22 protein-coding genes are annotated in these 18,930 nt (G+C 37.5%); 18 read left to right on the forward strand and 4 right to left on the reverse strand.

Annotated elements, in window-relative coordinates; all coding sequences use genetic code 11:
• Positions 1-48 precede the first annotated feature (48 nt).
• The 4 genes from yabA (at position 49) to rsmI (ending at position 2,440) form a co-directional block, all read left to right on the forward strand.
• Complete coding sequence (yabA, locus tag HNR27_RS15315; protein ID WP_373306349.1) at positions 49-357, forward strand: DNA replication initiation control protein YabA; 309 nt, start codon at positions 49-51, stop codon at positions 355-357.
• Positions 358-560: 203 nt separating this feature from the next.
• The gene (locus HNR27_RS15320) at positions 561-1,301 is read left to right on the forward strand and encodes a tRNA1(Val) (adenine(37)-N6)-methyltransferase (protein WP_429340399.1); all 741 of its coding nucleotides are present in this window, start codon (positions 561-563) and stop codon (positions 1,299-1,301) included.
• Positions 1,294-1,587, forward strand: a complete 294-nt coding sequence (locus HNR27_RS15325; RefSeq protein WP_212921643.1) for a GIY-YIG nuclease family protein — start codon at positions 1,294-1,296, stop codon at positions 1,585-1,587. The genes HNR27_RS15320 and HNR27_RS15325 overlap by 8 nt, the downstream gene beginning before the upstream one ends.
• A complete protein-coding gene (gene rsmI / locus HNR27_RS15330) occupies positions 1,565-2,440 on the forward strand; it encodes a 16S rRNA (cytidine(1402)-2'-O)-methyltransferase (protein WP_429340400.1) in 876 nt (291 codons plus the stop codon). Before HNR27_RS15325 ends, rsmI begins: the two co-directional genes overlap by 23 nt.
• Before the next feature lie 84 nt (positions 2,441-2,524).
• Here the strand turns inward: rsmI and abrB are convergent, their stop codons facing one another.
• Positions 2,525-2,800, reverse strand: a complete 276-nt coding sequence (gene abrB / locus HNR27_RS15335; RefSeq protein ID WP_212921641.1) for a transition state genes transcriptional regulator AbrB — start codon at positions 2,798-2,800, stop codon at positions 2,525-2,527.
• Between the two features lie 361 nt (positions 2,801-3,161).
• Between abrB and metG the strand changes: the two genes are divergently transcribed.
• The 6 genes from metG (at position 3,162) to yabG (ending at position 9,952) form a co-directional block, all read left to right on the forward strand.
• Positions 3,162-5,105: a methionine--tRNA ligase gene (metG, locus tag HNR27_RS15340; RefSeq protein WP_429340401.1), complete on the forward strand. Its 1,944-nt coding sequence runs from the start codon at positions 3,162-3,164 to the stop codon at positions 5,103-5,105.
• Positions 5,106-5,232: 127 nt separating this feature from the next.
• Positions 5,233-6,003, forward strand: coding sequence for a TatD family hydrolase (locus tag HNR27_RS15345; RefSeq protein WP_429340402.1), 771 nt, complete (start codon positions 5,233-5,235; stop codon positions 6,001-6,003).
• A 237-nt stretch (positions 6,004-6,240) separates the two neighbouring features.
• Positions 6,241-7,422 carry a resuscitation-promoting factor gene (locus HNR27_RS15350; protein ID WP_429340403.1) on the forward strand — a complete coding sequence of 394 codons (1,182 nt, stop codon included), beginning with the start codon at positions 6,241-6,243 and terminating at the stop codon, positions 7,420-7,422.
• 72 nt (positions 7,423-7,494) lie between these two features.
• On the forward strand, positions 7,495-8,061 hold the full coding sequence (gene rnmV, locus HNR27_RS15355) for a ribonuclease M5 (protein WP_212921637.1): 567 nt from the start codon (positions 7,495-7,497) through the stop codon (positions 8,059-8,061).
• Entirely contained in the window at positions 8,054-8,938 is an 885-nt protein-coding gene (rsmA, locus tag HNR27_RS15360; RefSeq protein ID WP_429340404.1) for a 16S rRNA (adenine(1518)-N(6)/adenine(1519)-N(6))-dimethyltransferase RsmA, read from the forward strand. Before rnmV ends, rsmA begins: the two co-directional genes overlap by 8 nt.
• Before the next feature lie 117 nt (positions 8,939-9,055).
• Entirely contained in the window at positions 9,056-9,952 is an 897-nt protein-coding gene (gene yabG, locus HNR27_RS15365) for a sporulation peptidase YabG (RefSeq protein ID WP_429340405.1), read from the forward strand.
• Positions 9,953-10,180: 228 nt separating this feature from the next.
• Here yabG and HNR27_RS15370 read toward each other — a convergent pair whose 3' ends face one another.
• Together HNR27_RS15370 and HNR27_RS15375 are read right to left on the reverse strand one after the other, a co-directional pair.
• On the reverse strand, positions 10,181-11,509 hold the full coding sequence (locus HNR27_RS15370) for a sensor histidine kinase (protein ID WP_429340406.1): 1,329 nt from the start codon (positions 11,507-11,509) through the stop codon (positions 10,181-10,183).
• Between the two features lies 1 nt (position 11,510).
• Positions 11,511-12,194 carry a response regulator transcription factor gene (locus tag HNR27_RS15375; protein ID WP_429340407.1) on the reverse strand — a complete coding sequence of 228 codons (684 nt, stop codon included), beginning with the start codon at positions 12,192-12,194 and terminating at the stop codon, positions 11,511-11,513.
• Between the two features lie 226 nt (positions 12,195-12,420).
• Here HNR27_RS15375 and HNR27_RS15380 point away from each other — a divergent pair, with 226 nt between their 5' ends.
• From HNR27_RS15380 to HNR27_RS15390, 3 genes are read left to right on the forward strand one after another with little or no spacing between them, the layout of a single operon-like run.
• Positions 12,421-13,425, forward strand: coding sequence for a DJ-1/PfpI family protein (locus HNR27_RS15380; RefSeq protein WP_429340408.1), 1,005 nt, complete (start codon positions 12,421-12,423; stop codon positions 13,423-13,425).
• A 15-nt stretch (positions 13,426-13,440) separates the two neighbouring features.
• Positions 13,441-13,875 carry a hypothetical protein gene (locus HNR27_RS15385; RefSeq protein ID WP_429340409.1) on the forward strand — a complete coding sequence of 145 codons (435 nt, stop codon included), beginning with the start codon at positions 13,441-13,443 and terminating at the stop codon, positions 13,873-13,875.
• 24 nt (positions 13,876-13,899) lie between these two features.
• On the forward strand, positions 13,900-14,514 hold the full coding sequence (locus HNR27_RS15390; RefSeq protein ID WP_429340410.1) for a DUF2306 domain-containing protein: 615 nt from the start codon (positions 13,900-13,902) through the stop codon (positions 14,512-14,514).
• A 68-nt stretch (positions 14,515-14,582) separates the two neighbouring features.
• Here HNR27_RS15390 and HNR27_RS15395 read toward each other — a convergent pair whose 3' ends face one another.
• Positions 14,583-15,521: an aminoglycoside phosphotransferase family protein gene (locus HNR27_RS15395; protein WP_429340411.1), complete on the reverse strand. Its 939-nt coding sequence runs from the start codon at positions 15,519-15,521 to the stop codon at positions 14,583-14,585.
• Positions 15,522-15,904: 383 nt separating this feature from the next.
• Here HNR27_RS15395 and veg point away from each other — a divergent pair, with 383 nt between their 5' ends.
• From veg to spoVG, 5 genes are all read left to right on the forward strand, one after another.
• Positions 15,905-16,171 (forward strand): biofilm formation stimulator Veg, encoded by a 267-nt coding sequence (gene veg, locus HNR27_RS15400; RefSeq protein WP_212921629.1) that lies wholly within the window; start codon positions 15,905-15,907, stop codon positions 16,169-16,171.
• A gap of 134 nt (positions 16,172-16,305) precedes the next feature.
• Positions 16,306-16,479 carry a small, acid-soluble spore protein, alpha/beta type gene (locus HNR27_RS15405; RefSeq protein WP_212921628.1) on the forward strand — a complete coding sequence of 58 codons (174 nt, stop codon included), beginning with the start codon at positions 16,306-16,308 and terminating at the stop codon, positions 16,477-16,479.
• A 196-nt stretch (positions 16,480-16,675) separates the two neighbouring features.
• Positions 16,676-17,527 carry a 4-(cytidine 5'-diphospho)-2-C-methyl-D-erythritol kinase gene (gene ispE, locus HNR27_RS15410; RefSeq protein WP_429340412.1) on the forward strand — a complete coding sequence of 284 codons (852 nt, stop codon included), beginning with the start codon at positions 16,676-16,678 and terminating at the stop codon, positions 17,525-17,527.
• A gap of 65 nt (positions 17,528-17,592) precedes the next feature.
• Positions 17,593-18,405, forward strand: coding sequence for a pur operon repressor (gene purR / locus HNR27_RS15415; RefSeq protein ID WP_212921626.1), 813 nt, complete (start codon positions 17,593-17,595; stop codon positions 18,403-18,405).
• Positions 18,406-18,556: 151 nt separating this feature from the next.
• Complete coding sequence (gene spoVG, locus HNR27_RS15420) at positions 18,557-18,844, forward strand: septation regulator SpoVG (RefSeq protein WP_047980716.1); 288 nt, start codon at positions 18,557-18,559, stop codon at positions 18,842-18,844.
• Positions 18,845-18,930: the final 86 nt, after the last annotated feature.

Here is an 18,930-nt window from a genome sequence, read left to right on the forward strand (position 1 = left end):
GAGTGAGTCGAATTGCAAAAAAGACAGTTATTTGATCAAGTATCAGATATGGAAAAACAAATTGGCGAACTGTATGAACAGCTAGGAGAGCTAAAAGGAAAGTTAAGTGACCTACTTGAGGAAAACCATCGACTATCCATGGAAAATCATCATCTGCGGAACAGATTAGAGCTGGAAGAAGCAGCTCAGGATAAAGTAGGTGAGGAAATGGAATCGTTGAAGGTGCCGAGTGAAGGTTATGATAACCTAGCTCGATTATATGAAGAAGGATTTCACATTTGTAACTTGGAATTTGGCAGTCCCCGCAGAAACGAGGACTGTATGTTTTGTTTAGATTTTCTTAGCAAAACAAAATAACGTATAATAAAGCTGTTTGGAGAATACCAAGCAGCTTTTTTCTTTTAGAATATTTTACCCATATCTTTTTGTTAAAACAGTCACATAGCCAAAATTAGCGGAGTGTATTCGGACCACGGGTTTGGCCGAAGCAACTATCTATGAGTATTGCTTTAGATAATTAAATAAAATAATGTTGAAAATCAATAAGAAAGGGAATTTCCATGGTTCAACTATATGATGATGAACGACTAGACTATCTAGTCGCAGATGAAAGCTTACAAATTATTCAAAGTCCTACTGCCTTCTCCTTTTCCCTTGATGCCGTATTATTAGCAAATTTTGCGTCTATACCAATAAGTAGAGGGTCTATATTAGACCTATGTAGTGGGAATGGGGCAATTCCACTCTTGCTTTCAAGACATACAAGAGCATCGATTATTGGAGTAGAAATTCAGGACCGTATTATAAGTATGGCAAAGCGCAGTATTGAACTAAATGATTTAACAGAGAAAATAACGATGATACATGGTGATATCCGTAATTTAAAGGATCAGCTTCAGCATAGTAGCTTTGATACAGTAACCTGTAATCCACCTTATTTTAAAACACCTCATCGTACGGAGTATAATCAAAATGAGTACTTAACCATTGCGAGACATGAGCTATATTGTACCTTAGAGGATGCGGTGAAGGCATGTAAATTATATGTGAAACCAGGTGGTAAGGTCGCTATGGTACATCGCCCAGGTAGACTTGTCGATATCATAATGACATTTAGAGAACATAAAATTGAGCCCAAGCGTTTACGTCTTGTCTATCCAAAAAAAGGACGTGAAGCGAATATGCTATTAATAGAGGGAATTCGTGATGGGAAAGCAGATTTACATATCCTACCACCATTAATTATCTATAAGGACGATGGAACCTATACAGATGAAGCAAAGGAGATTATTTATGACTGAGGAAGAACATACTGTCTATATCTTAAAATGCAATGATAACACGCTATATACAGGTTACACGAATGATCTTGAGCATCGCCTAAAAATGCATGAGTCTGGAAAAGGTGCTAAATATACACGTGGTCGAGGCCCCTTTCAAGTGATGTTTGTAGAAAGATATCCAACAAAGGAAGCTGCAATGAAGCGAGAATATGAAATTAAGCAATTAACAAGAAAAGGAAAGTTTCAATTAATACGTGATAAATTGAAAGAGGTTATGCATTATGCTGATTCAAAAGAGCTTTGAGCCTCGAGATGAAGGTACGTTATATGTGGTTCCAACACCGATAGGAAATTTAGAGGATATAACCTATCGTGCTCTTTCTACCTTACAAACAGTCTCTGTAATTGCTGCAGAAGATACTAGAAATACGAAAAAGCTACTGAATCATTTTGAAATATCTACACCACTTCTTAGTTATCATGAGCACAATAAACTGGAAAGGGAAAAGCAACTGTTAGAACGGTTAGCAAATGGAGAATCGATTGCTATTGTTAGTGATGCAGGCATGCCGGCAATCTCAGACCCAGGGTTTGAGATCGTAGAAGCAGCTATCCAGCATCAATATTCTGTTGTTGTTTTACCTGGAGCAAATGCAGCCTTATGTGCGTTAGTTGGTTCAGGGTTATCTAGTAGGGAATTTCTATTCTATGGATTTTTGCCGAGAAAACAAAAAGATAAGGAGGCTGAGCTTGACCGTCTAGGTAGGTTGAAAGCGACTCTATTATTTTACGAATCCCCTTATCGAATAAAGGATACATTAAGGATAATTTCTAAAACACTGGGAAATAGGAGAATCGCTATTGCTCGTGAATTGACAAAGCGATTTGAGGAATTTGTTCGAGGTACAGTGGAAGAGCTGGTAGGTTGGGCTGAGGAACAAGAGCTAAAAGGTGAATTCTGTATTGTAGTAGAAGGTAGTTCTGAAGAGCCAATAAATATAGAAGCTAATTGGTGGGATGGTTTAACTGTAGTGGAGCATGTTGAATATTACATGAACGAAAAAGGTCTATCTAGTAAGGATGCTATTAAACAGGTTGCTAAGGATAGAGGCTTACCAAAGCGTGACGTATATCAAAGCTATCACATAAAAGAGTAAAATTTTCCTGAAAAACATAAAAAAAGAGCCAAAACCTATTCAGTTTGGCCCTTTTTTATGTTTTTCATAACTTTTTTTCATAGCTTATTTAAAACGTGATTGAATTTCTTGTATGAGAAGCTTGGCGCCCTCTGGACTTAAAACAATTTTACCGTCTGCCAATGCGATATTCTCATCAGAGGATTCACCAGTAATTTGACAGGCCATATTTGGTTGATACTTCTTTAAAATGACCTTGTCATTGTCAACGTAAATTTCTAATGGATCTTTAATGTTTATGTCCAATGTCCGTCGTAACTCTATTGGAATTACGACCCTTCCCAACTCATCTACTTTTCTAACAATGCCAGTTGATTTCATAATACTTTCCCCTCCTCCTAATAATCACACATAAATCGTCACTTTTCGACATTTCTTTTGCTTAATATTAGCAAAAATATCCTATTATCGTCAATTATATTCAGAAAAAACAAGAAATAATAGGAAAATTTTATGAATAACATTCTTTTCTTACCCCTTATACGATAGAACTAAACCATTTTCTTATAAATTCAATAATATTTTCCAATCGTTTTTATAAAAAGGGAGGGATTAACAATAGAGAATTCGGAGAATAATTGCATGAAAGAGCCTTTCTAATAAACAAATATGGAAATCTATTGTTAAAATAGATACAATAGAAGAATCATTGAATCATCAAATATGACGAGGAGGTAATAGAATGGGTGAGAAGAAAACTTTTTATATCACAACACCTATTTATTATCCTAGTGGTAAATTACATATAGGGCATGCGTACTCTACTGTTGCAGGGGATGCTATTTCACGTTATAAGCGTATGCGTGGCTATGATGTCATGTATTTAACAGGTACGGACGAGCATGGTCAAAAAATTCAACGTAAAGCAGAAGAAAAAGGCGTTACGCCACAGGAATATGTGGATGAGATTGTAAGTGGTATTCAAGATTTATGGAAAAAGCTCAAAATAACGAATGACGATTTTATCCGGACAACACAGGAACGTCATACAAAGGTAGTTGCCAAGATTTTTGATCAATTGGTTAAGCAGGGGGATATTTATTTAGACGAATATGAGGGCTGGTACTGTACCTCTGATGAATCCTTCTTTACGGAGCGGCAATTAGTAGATGGACATTGTCCTGACTGTGGCGGTAAGGTAGAAATGGTGAAGGAAGAATCCTACTTCTTTAAAATGAGTAAATATGTAGACCGCCTTGTAAAATATTATGACGAGCATCCAGAATTTATACAGCCTGAAAGCCGTAAAAATGAAATGTTAAATAACTTTATCAAGCCGGGTTTAGAGGACTTGGCCGTTTCTCGTACGACATTTGATTGGGGTATCAAGGTACCTGGTAACCCGAAGCATGTTATTTATGTATGGATTGATGCATTAAGTAATTATATTACTGCACTCGGCTATGGAACAGAGAATGATGAGAAGTTTAGGAAATATTGGCCAGCAGATGTTCATTTAATGAGTAAGGAAATCGTTCGTTTCCATACGATTTATTGGCCAATCATGTTAATGGCTTTAGACTTACCATTACCGAAAAAGGTATTTGCTCATGGTTGGATCTTAATGAAGGATGGAAAAATGTCTAAATCGAAGGGAAATGTTGTCGATCCAGTAAGCCTTATTGATCGTTATGGTTTAGATGCCCTACGTTATTATTTGCTTCGTGAGGTACCATTTGGATCTGATGGTGTATTTACTCCGGAAGGTTTTGTAGAGCGGACAAATTTTGACTTAGCGAATGATTTAGGGAACCTGCTTAATCGTACGGTAGCAATGATTGAGAAGTACTTTGATGGAAAGCTCCCAGCGTATCAGCTTGGGGAGACAGAGGTAGATCAATCCCTTGAAGCTACTATTAAAGAATCGATTACACAGGTAGAAGAAGCACTTGAAGACATGCAGTTTTCTGTCGCACTTTCTACCATTTGGTCGTTAATTAGTAGAACGAATAAATATATTGATGAGACACAGCCATGGGTGCTTGCGAAGGATGAGGCAAATAAAGATAGACTTGGTAATGTGATGGCCCATTTAGCAGATTCCTTACGTATTGTCGCTGTTATGCTACAACCATTTTTAACCGAGTCACCAGCTGAAATATTTAGACAACTAGGTATTCAGGAGGACGCCTTAAAAGAGTGGGATAGTGTCTATAAACTAGGGCAAATTAAAGCAGGGACGGCTGTAGTAAAAGGTAGCCCACTGTTCCCACGACTAGATGTCAAAGATGAAGTAGCAGCAATCAAAGCGATGATGCAAGGTCCAGAAGTAGCAGAAGAAACAATAGAAGATAAGAAAGCAGAAATAGTCTATGACGACTTTATGAAGCTAGATATGCGCGTAGCAGAGGTTATTCATGCGGAAAAAATGGAAAAAGCAGATAAACTACTAAAATTACAGCTTGATCTAGGAACAGAAAAACGTCAGGTTATCTCCGGTATCGCGAAATTTTATACACCGGAAGAAATGGTAGGAAAAAAAGTTATCTGTGTGACAAACCTAAAACCTGTAAAATTACGTGGCGAGCTTTCAGAGGGTATGATTTTATCTGGTGAGGATGAGAACGGCAAGCTTTCTCTAGCAACTGTCGAAGAATCACTACCAAATGGATCTATTGTAAAATAAGGATAGAAAAACAAAAGAGGTCAGTATCTACATATGTAGAATTCTGACCTTTTTTAAAGGTTTTAACATGAACGGATGCTCAAGCTTTGGCGTCCCTATGATTTTCTTAGTAGAAAGGATAATTACGATGCTTTTTGACACACATGTTCATATGAATGCAACACAATTTATCGAAGATCGTGACGAAGTAATTCAGCGTGCATTTGCCAATGGTGTACAGTATATGGTAGTTGTTGGCTTTGATCGAGAGACCATTCCACTTGCCATCGAAATTGCCGAGCAATACGATACGATTTACGCGGCGGTCGGTTGGCATCCTGTAGATGCGATTGATATGACCGATGAGGATTTAGCTTGGATAGAGGAATTATCACATCATCCAAAGGTTGTCGCTATTGGTGAAATGGGGCTTGACTATCATTGGGATAAGTCCCCAAAGGATGTCCAAAAGGAAGTATTTCGGAAACAAATTCAGCTAGCAAAAAAAGTTAACATGCCAATTATCATTCATAATCGAGAAGCAACAGAAGATATTCTTCAGATACTTGAGGAAGAAGGGGCATCCGAGGTGGGAGGAATTATGCACTGCTATAATGATTCCGTACACTATGTACAGCAGTGTCTGGATATGAACTTTTATATTTCATTGGGAGGACCAGTAACCTTTAAAAATGCACCTTTACCGAAGGAGGTAGCTGTAGAAGTCCCGATCGATCGTTTATTAGTGGAAACAGATGCACCATATTTAGCTCCACATCCAAATCGGGGAAAACGAAATGAGCCATCTTATGTTAAACTAGTGGCAGAAAAAATAGCAGAATTAAGGGGTATTTCTTTAGAAGAATTGAGTAAAAAAACAACTGAAAATGCCTTTAAACTATTTCAAATTAATCGCTAAAAAGTAAAAAAGATACTAATTATAGATAAAAAAGACTAGAAAAAAATTCTAGTCTTTTTGCTTTTGTAATAGTTCTACCGTTCTAGTAATAGCAAGCGTTCTCAGCTTTTAAATGGGTTGGAATATTATGGTTGAATTACCCATTGTAACCAAATTGTAAAGAGACCGTAATCCTATTACCATTTACTTTTACATAATAGTGTCTATATAATCAATTCGAATAAGGAGGCAAGATGCATGCGAATTCTTTCAAAGCTATTGCCGGCCTCGAGACGGAAGCTGGTTATGTCATGTATCGGCATCGTAGCGCTAGCTACATTTACTACTATACTAATCTTTCAGGCAACCGAGCGAGAAGTAGTATTTTCAGAAAATGGAGAAGTTAGGACTATTGACACCCATGCCGATACGATTAAGGAATTGCTTGAAGAAGTAGGTATTACAGTCGGAGATCACGATTTCATTTCACATGATATAAATACTAAAATTATTAATGGAATGGAAATAGCATATAAAAAAGCCAACAAAGTAATGCTTTCAATTGATGGAAACAAGAAGATGTATTATACAGTTGCTGATACTGTTGAAGCGTTTCTAAAAGAGAATAATATTTCTATCACTGATCGTGATGACATTTCTCATTCGTTAACAGGAGCTATAAATGATGATATAACATTAACGATTCATCAAGCTTTTGAGGTAACGATTGATGATGGTGGTAAAAAGGTAAAAGCCTGGTCAACTGGCGGCACTGTAGAAGAACTGTTAAAGAAGAATAATATTGTCCTAACAGAGCTTGATAAAGTAGAACCAGAAATAGAAAAGACCGTTCAAAAGGACAGTACGATCTCCATCGTTCGAATTGAGAAAAAGACAGAAGAAGTAAAGGACACTATTGCTTTTAAAACAGAAACTCGTAAGGATAGTTCTCTAGAAAAAGGCAGTGAAAAGGTCCTTGCATCAGGTTCAGACGGAGCCGTGCTAAAAACCTATGAAGTGACATATGAAAATGGTAAAGAAGTTAAGCGGGAACTACTAAAAGAAAAAGTTACAAAAGAAAGTGAAAACCGCATTGTTGTCGTAGGCACCAAGGAATCAAAAAACCTAGTAGCGCTTTCTAGTAGTGGTGGGAAAGAGTTTACAATGACAGCAAGTGCATTTACTGCTTATTGTAATGGATGCTCAGGAAATACTGCTACTGGAATAAATTTAAAGGCGAACCCTAACACAAAATTAATTGCCGTAGACCCAAGTGTTATTCCACTTGGAACAAGAGTTTGGGTTGAGGGCTATGGGGAAGCTATTGCTGGAGATACAGGTGGTCATATCAAAGGCAATCGAATCGATATACATGTCCCAACAAAAGCAGATGCTTACAAGTGGGGCGTAAGAAAAGTTAAAGTAATTATTCTAGATTAAATGAAATTCATGCTCTTACCATGTTATAGTGGTAAGAGCATATTTTATTTTTGACAAAGTGAGGAACAATTCTTGAGGATAAAAGAAATAATTGTTGTAGAAGGAAAAGATGATACAGCAAAAATCAAGCAAGCTGTTGATGCTGATACAATTGAAACAAATGGTTCTGCTATAAATCAAAAGACCTTGCAGCAAATTAAACATGCAAAGGAAAAACGTGGTGTAATTATTTTCACGGACCCTGATTATCCTGGCGAACGAATTCGACATATCATTGATCAGGCTGTACCTGGATGTAAGCATGCTTTTTTAACAAAGGATAAAGCAAGAGCAAAGCATCCGAACAATAAAAGCTTAGGAATAGAACATGCGACGGTGGAAGCAATTAGACAGGCACTAGAAGATGTGCATGAATTAGCAAATCTGGAACAAATCAATATTACAAAAGAGGATTTAATACATCACCAGCTTATCGGTGGACCTGGTGCAAGTCGAAAGCGAGAAAAACTAGGGGAGCTATTACAAATCGGACATACTAATGGAAAACAGCTATTAAAGCGTCTAATGATGTTTCAAATTACGAAAGAGCAATTTGAAGAGGCAATGCTTACAATAGAGCAGGAGGACATTCATGGATAAGAAGTATATTGCAACACCAAATCGTACAAAAGAAATTTTACAAACTTATCAATTTACCTTCAAAAAAAGCCTTGGCCAGAATTTCTTAGTCGATGTGAATGTTTTGCAAAACATCATCAACCATGCGGGAATTGACAAGCAATCAGGAACCATTGAAATTGGTCCAGGGATTGGCGCATTAACAGAGCAATTAGCGATTCATTCGAGCAAGGTAGTTGCTTTTGAAATAGATGGACGCCTATTACCGATTTTAGAGGAAACACTTCATGATTATGAAAATGTTCAAATTATCCATGAAGATATATTAAAGGCTAATGTACATGAGATTATAAGGGAAAATTTCTCCACCGATCAAACCATTCATATTGTAGCAAATTTGCCTTATTATATTACGACCCCAATTTTAATGAAGCTTTTGCGGGAAAGGCTACCAGTCGATAGTATAACAGTAATGATTCAAAAGGAAGTTGCTGACCGTATGGCAGCATCACCTAATACGAAAAGCTATGGGTCTTTATCGATTGCTGTTCAATATTATACAGAAGCTAAAGTGGTCATGAATGTACCTAAAACAGTATTTATGCCACAGCCAAATGTAGACTCGAGTATCTTAAGACTCGTTGCTAGGGAAGAGCCTCCAGTCTTCGTGGAGGATGAAGATTACTTTTTCACACTTGTGCAGGCGTGTTTTGCACAGAGAAGGAAAACGTTAAGAAATAACTTAACAAGCCATTTTAAAGGTATGTTCGAAAAGGAAAAAATAAATGCTATCTTAGATTCAATTGGTATTGATGGAATAAGGCGCGGGGAATCCCTTGATATGAAAGAATTTAGTGTGCTGGCCAATGCCTTCTATAATCAACAAAATGAAGCGTAGCGGATGGAATACGAAACCATTCGCTTTTTATATTGCTTTAAAGCACGTATTAGGCATGTTTCTCATACGCTATAGGGTAGAATGCTTTCTAGCCTTTGAAAGCTGTGAGGTGGATATATGGAACGCAGAGTAGCAGGTGAATTAGTAACCAGAAAATCCTATAATCATGATTTATTATTTCGCATATCATCGATTACCCAAGAAAAAGCTATCTTACATGGTGAAGATATTCGTTTGGAAGCAGATGCACCATTAGATGACTTAGTGAAGGTGGAGGAAAGGGAATTACAGAATAGAAGGAAGGAGGGAAAGGAAAAGGAGGAATTTTCCTATCGTCTCTTCCGTCAGGATTATCAGCTAATGAAGGAGAAACGAGATTTCCAATCAACGGATGGCTATCAATATGCCGATTACTTCCAATTGCCTGCAAAGGTATTGCATTTAGATGGTGACCCAATATACTTAAGAAAATGTATCGCATTATACCAACGCTTAGGGTTACAGGTACACGGGGTTCATGTAAATGAAAAAGAAATGCCATTTCAAATCGTTACACTACTAGAAAAAATTCAGCCCGATATTATTGTCATAACTGGCCATGATTCATTTTCTAAAAGTAAAGGATCAAAGGATGACTTACGAGCCTACAGGCATTCAAAATATTTTGCTGAAACAGTGCGGGAGGCAAGGAAACGAATACCTCACTTAGATCAGCTTGTTATTTTTGCAGGCGCATGTCAATCTCACTTTGAATCCTTAATCCGAGCTGGGGCAAACTTCGCAAGCTCACCACTTCGAATTAATATCCACGCTTTAGATCCTGTATATATAGCAGCTAAAGTCGCCTATACACCATTTATGGAGAAGGTAAGTGTATGGGATGCACTCCGTAATACATTAACTGGTGAAAAGGGCATGGGGGGAGTTGAAACCCGAGGACTAATGCGTACTGGACTTCCGTATTTAACAGAGGAAGGTGAACCCGATTCCAGTGAGCCCCCTACCAAAGAATAGACAGTGGAATAGAGCTCGACACGCCATCGTGGCTAGTCGGGTTCTATTATCATATAACTAACTAATTGCATGCTCCTCTGAATATTTCTACAAGTATACCTTCCTCATTTTGTCCCCGTTCTTGTGGACCGCTAAAAATATACAAAAAGTGAAGTAATCGCTTGCCCCCCTTCTAAAGGAGTCTAGAAAAGCCACTTTTTCCTTATTTCCACATAAAGGTTATCGGAACTATTGTGGCAAATGGGGATGCAATGGTATCCACCCTGTAATAATCGCACCGCCCTCAGGGTGATTTTTTAAGACGATGTCCCCGCCGTGATGCCTAATAATCCGTTGTGCAATCGTTAATCCTAACCCACTTCCTCCAGTATGGCGGTTTCTCGATACTTCTCCCCGATATAAGGGTTCAAATGCTCGCTTCAGCTCCTCGGTGGAGAAGCCTTCCCCTGTATCACGTAAAGTAAATATGTGTTTGCCATCAGCTTGATAACTATGAACAAAAATATTACCACCAAAAGGTGTATGCCTTACCGCATTGTCCATTAAATTATTTATTGCTCTCCCTAGCAAGTGAGAATCACCGAAAATATCTCCATCATCCTCCGACTTGTTCAAGACAATAGCAATATTCTTTTCTTGAGCATTTGGAGTAAGATTTTCAATGGAAAGTTGTATTAACTGTGTGAGGAAAACAGTCGATTTATTCAGCTTCACCTCTAGGTAGTCTGTTTTTGTATAGGTGAACAGGTCTTCTACGAGTCGATCGAGCTGCTGCGACTTTTCTTTACATACAGCGATATACTTTGCTCTCTTTTCCGGTGAATCCGCAATGCCCTGATCAAGTCCAGCTAAATAACCACGTAAAGCGAATAATGGCGTTCGTAAGTCATGGGCAACAGCAGCAATAACGAAACGACGTTCTTCCTCTAACGCTGCTTGTTTCTGAAACGCCTCTTTTAACCCTTTTACCATAACGCTAAATCCCTCATTGACATCAGCGACTTCCTTAATGAATGATTTAGGTAAGTTCACATCCAGATCTCCCTCTGCTATTTGCCTTGCACAATAGCTCAGCCTTTCCAGTGGCTTCAGAATATAGAATCGTACGACACATGCAATGATGATAATGGAGAAAATCAGTCCACCGATAGCGGCAATCATTGGAATTATTCTAGAGTTTGTATACGATATTGTCACCCTACCTAACAGTTCCCCATCCTGTATGACGGAGAAATGTTCTGTTTTCATAAATGGTTTGTTAGGTTTGGATGTGGATTGAAAAATAACCTGATTTGACTGAGATTGAATGGATACATCCATGTTCATTTGTTGTAAATGGTGTTTAAATTGGCGTTGCCAATTAGGGTTCGTCCAGTTATGTGTATTTTCATCTACGAGATGAATCGTGTCTTCCAGCTGCTCCTTCTGTAGATCATCCATATCGATATGGAGCTGCTTTGTTGTAATAAAGTGAGCAGGTAAAAAAAACAACCATGGTACGAGCAACGTAAGAAATATACAATATATAGTAAGTGTTCGGATTCGTGTCGTTCTCATCTTACTCTCCTTTAAAGCGATAACCTATACCCCATTCGTTTACGATGATTACTGGATGATTAGGATCTGCTTCTATTTTCTCTCGAAGGCGACTAATATGTACCCGAACAGTATGCTTATCGCCTACTCCCTCCCAAAATTTATCAAGTAGTTGTTCATATGAGAAAACAAATTTCGGATGTTTCGCAAATAATTGTAATAAGTCATATTCTTTCGGTGTCAGGGAGATACTTTTACCTTCGATGAAAACTTCCCTCATGGAGATATCGATGGTAAGACGACCATAATTTAATATCCTTCTATTAAAGTCTTGTGAACTTGATCTGCGTAATACTGCCTTTACTCTTGCTACGATTTCAGCAGGTGAAGCTGTTTTGACGATATAATCATCTCCTCCAAGAGCAAAACCTCGAATTTTATCCACATCGTCACTTCGGGCACTCAAAAAAAGGATAGGGACATCGCTCTCCTCGCGAATTTGTCGGCATATATCAAACCCATTTTGTTCTGGCATCATAATGTCTAGAACAATACACTGTATCATTTCTCGCTTTAGAACATCCAATGCCTGAGTAGCTCTGGATGCCGTTTTTACATCAAATCCATCATTCTCAAGGAAATCCTTTAATAGCTCGACAATACTCTTGTCATCATCTACAACAAGAACTGTTTGGTTTCCCGTCATTCGTAACCCACCTTTTTTTCCACAAGCCTACTAGAATCAACTTTAGTTTATCACTTTTCTAATTAGGAACAAGGTTGGACGTACGTTTTGTGATGGATTGTGATTGTTTTGTGATATTTATGTAACTTCATTTGAGATACTTCATGCTTATTCTTTACCTTGGAACTAGGAATTCTCTTTTTAAGAAATCTACTAAAAAATCGATAACCATACGGAGGTCTTGAGCATGCATGTTCAAATTATATTGTTCGATGGATTTGATTTATTAGATGCAATAGCACCTTATGAAGTTTTTACTGCAGCAGCTATGTACGCAAAGGAAGAAGTTACCGTTAAACTTGTCTCAGCTGAAGGGGAACGAATGGTGACAAGTGGAGTAAAGCAGTTGAAGCTAAGAGCAAGTGAAAAATTAGTTATACAATCAGGTGGCATCATTCTTGTCCCAGGTGCATCTGGTTCAGTAGATGCAAATGATCCAGACGCTATACCAGTTAAACTACAACGAGCAACAGAAACGGAATTAAGCGATCTACTAACAGAGGCATTTCACAATCCTGACATCTTGCTTTCCACTGTTTGTGGAGGCTCTCTTATCCTAGCAATGATCGGATTACTAGAGGGACGTTATGCAGTTTCACATCATATGGGAATGGATCTTTTGAGCACAACTGGTGCTAACGCTATTCATGCACGGGTGGTAGATGATGGTGATCTCATTACTGGAGGTGGTGTCACTTCAGGACTAGATCTTGCCCTTTATTTAGTGGAACGAGAGCTGGGTCCTCGTATTGCACATGCTGTGGAGCAATTGTTTGAGTATGAGCGAAGAGGAACCATTTGGAGGGCAGAAGGAAATGCACCGAATGAGAGCCAAAAAGAGGATTCCCTCGAAGCACCTATTTTAGAATCATCAAACCAAATAAACGAATTAATCGATTTTCAAGGGGTATGGGATACCACCATTGCTACTCCCATTGGAAAATTATCCGTATTACTCTATTTATCAGCGGAAAATGGGCGGATAGTTGGAACAGCAAGGCAAGGCAAGGAACTAGTAACGTTCGATAACCCCGTATTAGAAGGAAATACCTTAAAGTGGACCATGAAAGTGACAAAGCCCATGCATCTCACGTTAAAGTTTACCGTCACTGTAGATGGAAATGAAATGCATGGAGTTGCAAAAGCTGGAATGCTTCCATCATCCAAATTAAGTGGACATCGTATTTCATAAAGGAGTGTGGTAGGGATGTATTCGATTTTACTATTTGTCCACGTACTAAGTTCTTTATTTTTAGGAACCTTTCTTGCTTTACCCTTCGTGATGAATACGTTGTTCTCTAGAACAGGGGATGAGTTAAAGGCTTTGATAAGAACGGTTTTGAATTTTACTCAAGGTGGGCATTATGCATTGATTTTTTTAACCATCTCAGGAGGGTCGATGATAATGGTTTATCGATCTTATCCTTCTAAATTATGGGTAGTACTAGCAATTGTACTACTCTTGATGATCAGTGGCATGGTGGGAATGATTCAAAAAAACATGAAAAGGATTATTGGATCAGAGAATCCAGAGGAGCTAGTAGCTAATCATAGGTTAACGTTAAAAAGATTTGCATGGTTAATTAGCTTATTCATTATTGCTGCTATTTTTATCATGACAAATCGTAGTTTATTTTATTAATAAGTCAATGGAGGAATAAATGGAATGAAAAAATTTACGCTCATCATGGTCCTCATTATTCCGATTATGTGGGTATTCCATACTTTTTCAAAGAATTTCATGGTTGATCCTACATTTGAAAAATTTATATTGAAGAAGGATGACATTTTATCAAATGAATCTTTATGGGTAATTATGATTCGTATTCATATTTTGCTAGCTATTCTATCCCTTCTTACCGGGCCATTAGGAATATTGAAGAAAATACGAGTTAACGCAATGAACTTTCATCGTTGGAATGGACGATTATACGTCTTGTTTATTATGTTGAATTTTATTCCAGGATTCTATGTCTCCTTCTTTGCAACAGGAGGGTGGCTTAGCACAATAGGGTTTCATATCTTAAATACATTATGGCTTGGAACGACAATGATGGGTTATTGGAATATTAAACGGAAAAGAGTAATTGTACATAGTAAGTGGATGACTCGAAGCTTCTTTCTCTCCTTTGCCAATATGACAATTTATATTATTGTGCTCATTACCCATACAATTATGAATGTACCCTATGGAATTTCCTACACGATTGCGGTGTGGTCATGCTGGCTTCTTAATCTATTAATTGCAGAAATTTTGATTAGAAAAAAGATATTCTTATGAGAAATCCCTGTGAATTGCAAAAGGACAAAAGACGCTTCCTCTAGCTTTTAGAGTGTGAAGAGTCTTTATTAACCCAGCGACTTTAGTTCTTCTTTTAAATAATCGATCACTGTAACACGTTTCTGACTATCTGGATTATCATACAAAAGCTGTTCAATAAATTCCCATATGTCCTCAAGTCTTCTTCTTTTTTGATAAAACTCCAAGGCATCCTGATCAAGCGAATAATGTGGATGTCTTTTTTGGTAATCACTTAAAAATGCTTCAAAATATGGTTTGTCGACAAGGAACATCATATCAGCTTCAACAGGAGCCAATTTTAATCCTTCCCAATCGATTAACATTAATTGCGCTGATTGCATTAAATTCCAGTAATGCAAATCAGTATGACATAAGCCCAGCCTTCCATTTTTAGTTTTTAATAGCTCTGATAGTATTTCAACCCTGTCAATCGTTTTCTTTAACACATCGCGATACATGATGATCAGTTTTCTAACGTCAATGGAAACATTTGCATTTCCATTGTCCACTATGCTTCGTAAAGGCTCTAAAAAAGGAACATGATAGTCTTCTTTTATTGCATTCGTATCAAAGGGTATATCTTCTCCATAAACATGTAGTTCTGATATCAAATATGTCAGCTCCTGAATTTGACTACCCGTTAATTCCTTGTCGCCAATGGTTTCTCCCTCAATATAATCGTATAGTAAATAAATATTATCCTCGTCTTCACATTGATATATCCCTGTCTTCGTTAGGTAAGGTGTAGGAATTTTTCCCTGCAAATTACTATTTTTATTTAGCCAAATCAATATAGGAACATATTGTTCGATTCGTTTTGTTAATTTTGGAGTAGAGGCTCTACTTTTTTCGTATGCTTTGAGAAAATATTTCTTTGTTCCATCGGACACCTCATAAGCTAAAGCAGCCCATCCACCTTGCTGCTTGCGATAATTAACCATGTCTATATCATAGTGGTTCGTTAGTATCGTTTTAAGGTTATCCATATCGTTCACTTCCTTCGTTAAATACTCAATAGAACGTCATTTTAATTATCCTCCTTTCATTATAGATTTCGTACTATGTAAGATAAAGTGATTTCATAATGAATATCTTTAACCAATCAGCATGACATTTCGTTGAATTAGAAAAAAGGGTTAAGAATATAGGTGATGGTAATGAACCTTATTAAGATTGTCGGATTGGCAGAAGACACGAAAAAGAAAAAGTTTAAAAATAAAATACATATTTTGTTAACAATTTGTCATAATAACATCAATAGGGTAATTTTAGTTGTTGACATCGAAAAACAAATATTGATATAATATAAATTTTATTTGACTTTTATACAAGCTTATGGTATAGTTAAAATACAGTGAGGTGGAGTGAATTGGCTAAAACTTTAATTGAAATAAAACAAGGTCTTGAAGGTCAGATTGGAAAAAGGCTGACGTTAAAAGCTAACGGAGGCAGAAGGAAGACGATAGAAAGATCGGGAGTATTAGCTGAAACGTATCCTTCTGTATTTATTGTAGAACTCGACCAAGAAGAAAATGCTTTTGAACGTGTGTCATATAGTTATGCAGACGTTCTTACAGAAACAGTAGAACTTAACTTCAATGATGAAAATACAAAATCAGTAGTAATGGACCAGTAGCCTAAAGGTGAACTGGTCCTTATTTTTTGTCTTTTCTTTCCTTACTCTCCAAATAGTTACTTGGTTATAGACTGAACAAATAGTAAAAACTAAGCATGTCGTAACAAGTTATAACAGAAAGGGGTTGTTCTTTCATGGGTAGACGTGGAATAATGTCAGACCAATTGAAAGAAGAAATTGCTAAAGAGTTAGGCTTTTACGACACCGTGCAAAAAGAAGGCTGGGGCGGAATAAAGGCAAGGGATGCCGGGAACATGGTTAAGCGTGCAATTGAAATAGCCGAGCAAAATATGCAGAGGAGACCATAATCGGTCTGCTCTGTATTTTTGTGAGGAGGGATGATCTCGAAATATGTGCACAATGGACAGTGAACCCAAGATTCGGGAGTGTGCTCTCAAAATAAACCTAAATAACCACACCCAAAAAATACAATACTCTCAGTCGCTTCCACCTTTTTTTAATATATGTTACAATTTCCATACATGAAAAAAGTAGGTGACGGAGATGACTCATTTTGAAAAAGCACCTGCTAAAATCAACCTTTCTCTTGATGTGTTAGGAAAGCGGAATGATGGTTATCATGATGTCGAAATGATCATGACAACCGTTGATTTAGCAGACCGAATTGAGTTGAATACCATACAGGAAGATCGTATTGAGGTTTCCTTATGGAGCCGGTATGTACCAAATGATGAGCGGAATTTGGCTTATAAGGCAGCAAAGGCCTTTAAGACAAAATATAATATAACAAAAGGTGTACATATAAAAATCGAAAAGGTCATTCCTGTATCAGCTGGTTTGGGGGGCGGAAGTACGGATGCTGCCGCAGTCTTAAGAGGACTAAATAAATTATGGGAAATGAATATTCCTACAGCAGAGCTAGCGGCGCTTGGGGCAACATTAGGCTCGGACATTCCATTTTGTGTTTACGGATCAACCGGAATAGCAAAGGGGTATGGTGAAATTATTGAACCATTACCCTCACCACCACCTTTTTGGGTAGTTTTAGCAAAACCTGATATTGGGGTATCTACTCGCACGATTTTTCAACGAGTGAAAATGGACGAGATAATTCATCCTAATACAGAGGGTGTTATTGAGGCGTTATATAATAAAAATTTTGCAATGCTTTGTGAAATGATTGGTAATTCATTAGAGCCAATAACAATTTCCATTCATCCAGAGGTTCAACGCATCAAAGAAAAAATGATGCTTGCTGGGGCAAGGGGAGTATTAATGAGTGGTAGTGGTCCAACGGTTTACGGATTGGTTGAACAGGAGTCAAAAGCACAGAGAATTTATAATAGCATGAAAGGGTTTTGTGAAGAGGTATATTTGGTTCGTTTGATTGGCTAGCCCTTGCTAAAGTCATATAATGGTGTTAAGTTAAGATAAGAAAATTCGGTTTTCGAGGTGAAGGCATGAAGAGAAGCGGGCGGTTAGTTGCTTTGACCAACTTTTTTCTAGAAAATCCAAGAGTACATAAAAATTTACCTTCGTTTTCGGAAAAATATAATGCGGCTAAAGCATCTATCAGTGAAGACTTGGATATTATTGACCAACTATTTCAAGATGAGGGTCTAGGTTATTTAAAACGAACGGCTGGATCTGCAGGTGGTGTGATGTATATCCCTGAGTCTTCGCGAAATAATGGTATAGCGTTTGTTAAAAAGCTATGTGAGCGATTAATGGATCCTAATCGTATCCTTCCAGGTGGATATTTGTATATGAGTGATATATTAGGAGAACCCAGTACGGTACGGGAAATAGGACGTATTTTTGCATCTAAGTTTTCCGACTTGGAAATTGATGTCGTTGTAACAGTTGCTACGAAGGGAATTCCGCTAGCCTATGCGGTTGCTTCCTTTTTAAACGTTCCGGTTGTCATTGTAAGAAGGGACCCTAAGGTTACAGAAGGATCATCGGTCAGTATCAATTATGTTTCGGGATCCTCAAGAAAAATTCAAACCATGGTTTTACCGAAGCGTAGTTTAGCAGAGGGCTCTAACGTTTGTATTATTGACGACTTCATGAAAGCAGGAGGAACAATCAATGGAATGGTAAGCCTGCTAAAGGAATTTGATGCAAATGTAAGAGCTATTGGGGTGCTGGCTGAAGCGGATGATGAAGAAGAGGAACGAATTGTTAATCATTATACATCTTTAGTGAAGATATCTAATGTTGATATTAAGCAAAATTTCATCTCGGTACAATTAGGAAATTTCATTGAATAGATTATACGCAATAAGATCTTTTTTTACAGAAAGGGTCTTATTTTTTTGTTTTTGTGAAAATAATTAAACTTTTTTCAATTCTAGGCAGGATTTTTACATTTTTTGTAGAATTACTTACATTAACTTATAGACGAAAAGGTGGTGAAACAGCATGGAAGTAACTGACGTAAGATTACGCCGTGTTAATACGGAAGGTAGAATGCGTGCAATCGCATCTATTACGTTAGATCAGGAATTCGTAGTTCATGATATCCGAGTTATCGACGGAAATAATGGATTATTCGTGGCAATGCCTTCTAAACGAACTCCTGATGGTGAATTCAGAGATATCGCACATCCGATAAACTCTAATACACGTTCTAAAATTCAAGATGCAGTATTAGAAGAATATCGCCGTGCGGGTGAAGAAGTGGAATATGAGGAGGCTGGCGCTTCCTAAAAATGAAACCCTTTTCAACACAACTTAGAGGTCTAATCTCCTTAAGATTAGCCTTCTTTTTTTGTTTCCCCGTTTTTTCCACAAAT

The sequence above is a fragment of the Ornithinibacillus bavariensis genome (genome assembly GCF_050433565.1).
Taxonomy (GTDB): domain Bacteria; phylum Bacillota; class Bacilli; order Bacillales; family Amphibacillaceae; genus Ornithinibacillus; species Ornithinibacillus bavariensis.

What these genes read in the sequence shown, in the direction of transcription:
- rsmA (WP_429340404.1), top strand. Translation starts at nt 8,054, where the DNA reads ATGGATAAGAAGTATATTGCAACACCAAATCGTACAAAAGAAATTTTA.
- HNR27_RS15350 (WP_429340403.1), top strand. Translation starts at nt 6,241, where the DNA reads ATGCGAATTCTTTCAAAGCTATTGCCGGCCTCGAGACGGAAGCTGGTT.
- HNR27_RS15385 (WP_429340409.1), top strand. Translation starts at nt 13,441, where the DNA reads ATGTATTCGATTTTACTATTTGTCCACGTACTAAGTTCTTTATTTTTA.
- HNR27_RS15405 (WP_212921628.1), top strand. Translation starts at nt 16,306, where the DNA reads ATGGGTAGACGTGGAATAATGTCAGACCAATTGAAAGAAGAAATTGCT.
- HNR27_RS15345 (WP_429340402.1), top strand. Translation starts at nt 5,233, where the DNA reads ATGCTTTTTGACACACATGTTCATATGAATGCAACACAATTTATCGAA.
- yabA (WP_373306349.1), top strand. Translation starts at nt 49, where the DNA reads ATGGAAAAACAAATTGGCGAACTGTATGAACAGCTAGGAGAGCTAAAA.
- metG (WP_429340401.1), top strand. Translation starts at nt 3,162, where the DNA reads ATGGGTGAGAAGAAAACTTTTTATATCACAACACCTATTTATTATCCT.
- yabG (WP_429340405.1), top strand. Translation starts at nt 9,056, where the DNA reads ATGGAACGCAGAGTAGCAGGTGAATTAGTAACCAGAAAATCCTATAAT.
- HNR27_RS15370 (WP_429340406.1), bottom strand. Translation starts at nt 11,509, where the DNA reads ATGAGAACGACACGAATCCGAACACTTACTATATATTGTATATTTCTT.
- ispE (WP_429340412.1), top strand. Translation starts at nt 16,676, where the DNA reads ATGACTCATTTTGAAAAAGCACCTGCTAAAATCAACCTTTCTCTTGAT.
- purR (WP_212921626.1), top strand. Translation starts at nt 17,593, where the DNA reads ATGAAGAGAAGCGGGCGGTTAGTTGCTTTGACCAACTTTTTTCTAGAA.
- HNR27_RS15380 (WP_429340408.1), top strand. Translation starts at nt 12,421, where the DNA reads ATGCATGTTCAAATTATATTGTTCGATGGATTTGATTTATTAGATGCA.
- spoVG (WP_047980716.1), top strand. Translation starts at nt 18,557, where the DNA reads ATGGAAGTAACTGACGTAAGATTACGCCGTGTTAATACGGAAGGTAGA.
- rsmI (WP_429340400.1), top strand. Translation starts at nt 1,565, where the DNA reads ATGCTGATTCAAAAGAGCTTTGAGCCTCGAGATGAAGGTACGTTATAT.
- HNR27_RS15390 (WP_429340410.1), top strand. Translation starts at nt 13,900, where the DNA reads ATGAAAAAATTTACGCTCATCATGGTCCTCATTATTCCGATTATGTGG.
- HNR27_RS15375 (WP_429340407.1), bottom strand. Translation starts at nt 12,194, where the DNA reads ATGACGGGAAACCAAACAGTTCTTGTTGTAGATGATGACAAGAGTATT.
- HNR27_RS15320 (WP_429340399.1), top strand. Translation starts at nt 561, where the DNA reads ATGGTTCAACTATATGATGATGAACGACTAGACTATCTAGTCGCAGAT.
- abrB (WP_212921641.1), bottom strand. Translation starts at nt 2,800, where the DNA reads ATGAAATCAACTGGCATTGTTAGAAAAGTAGATGAGTTGGGAAGGGTC.
- HNR27_RS15325 (WP_212921643.1), top strand. Translation starts at nt 1,294, where the DNA reads ATGACTGAGGAAGAACATACTGTCTATATCTTAAAATGCAATGATAAC.
- HNR27_RS15395 (WP_429340411.1), bottom strand. Translation starts at nt 15,521, where the DNA reads ATGGATAACCTTAAAACGATACTAACGAACCACTATGATATAGACATG.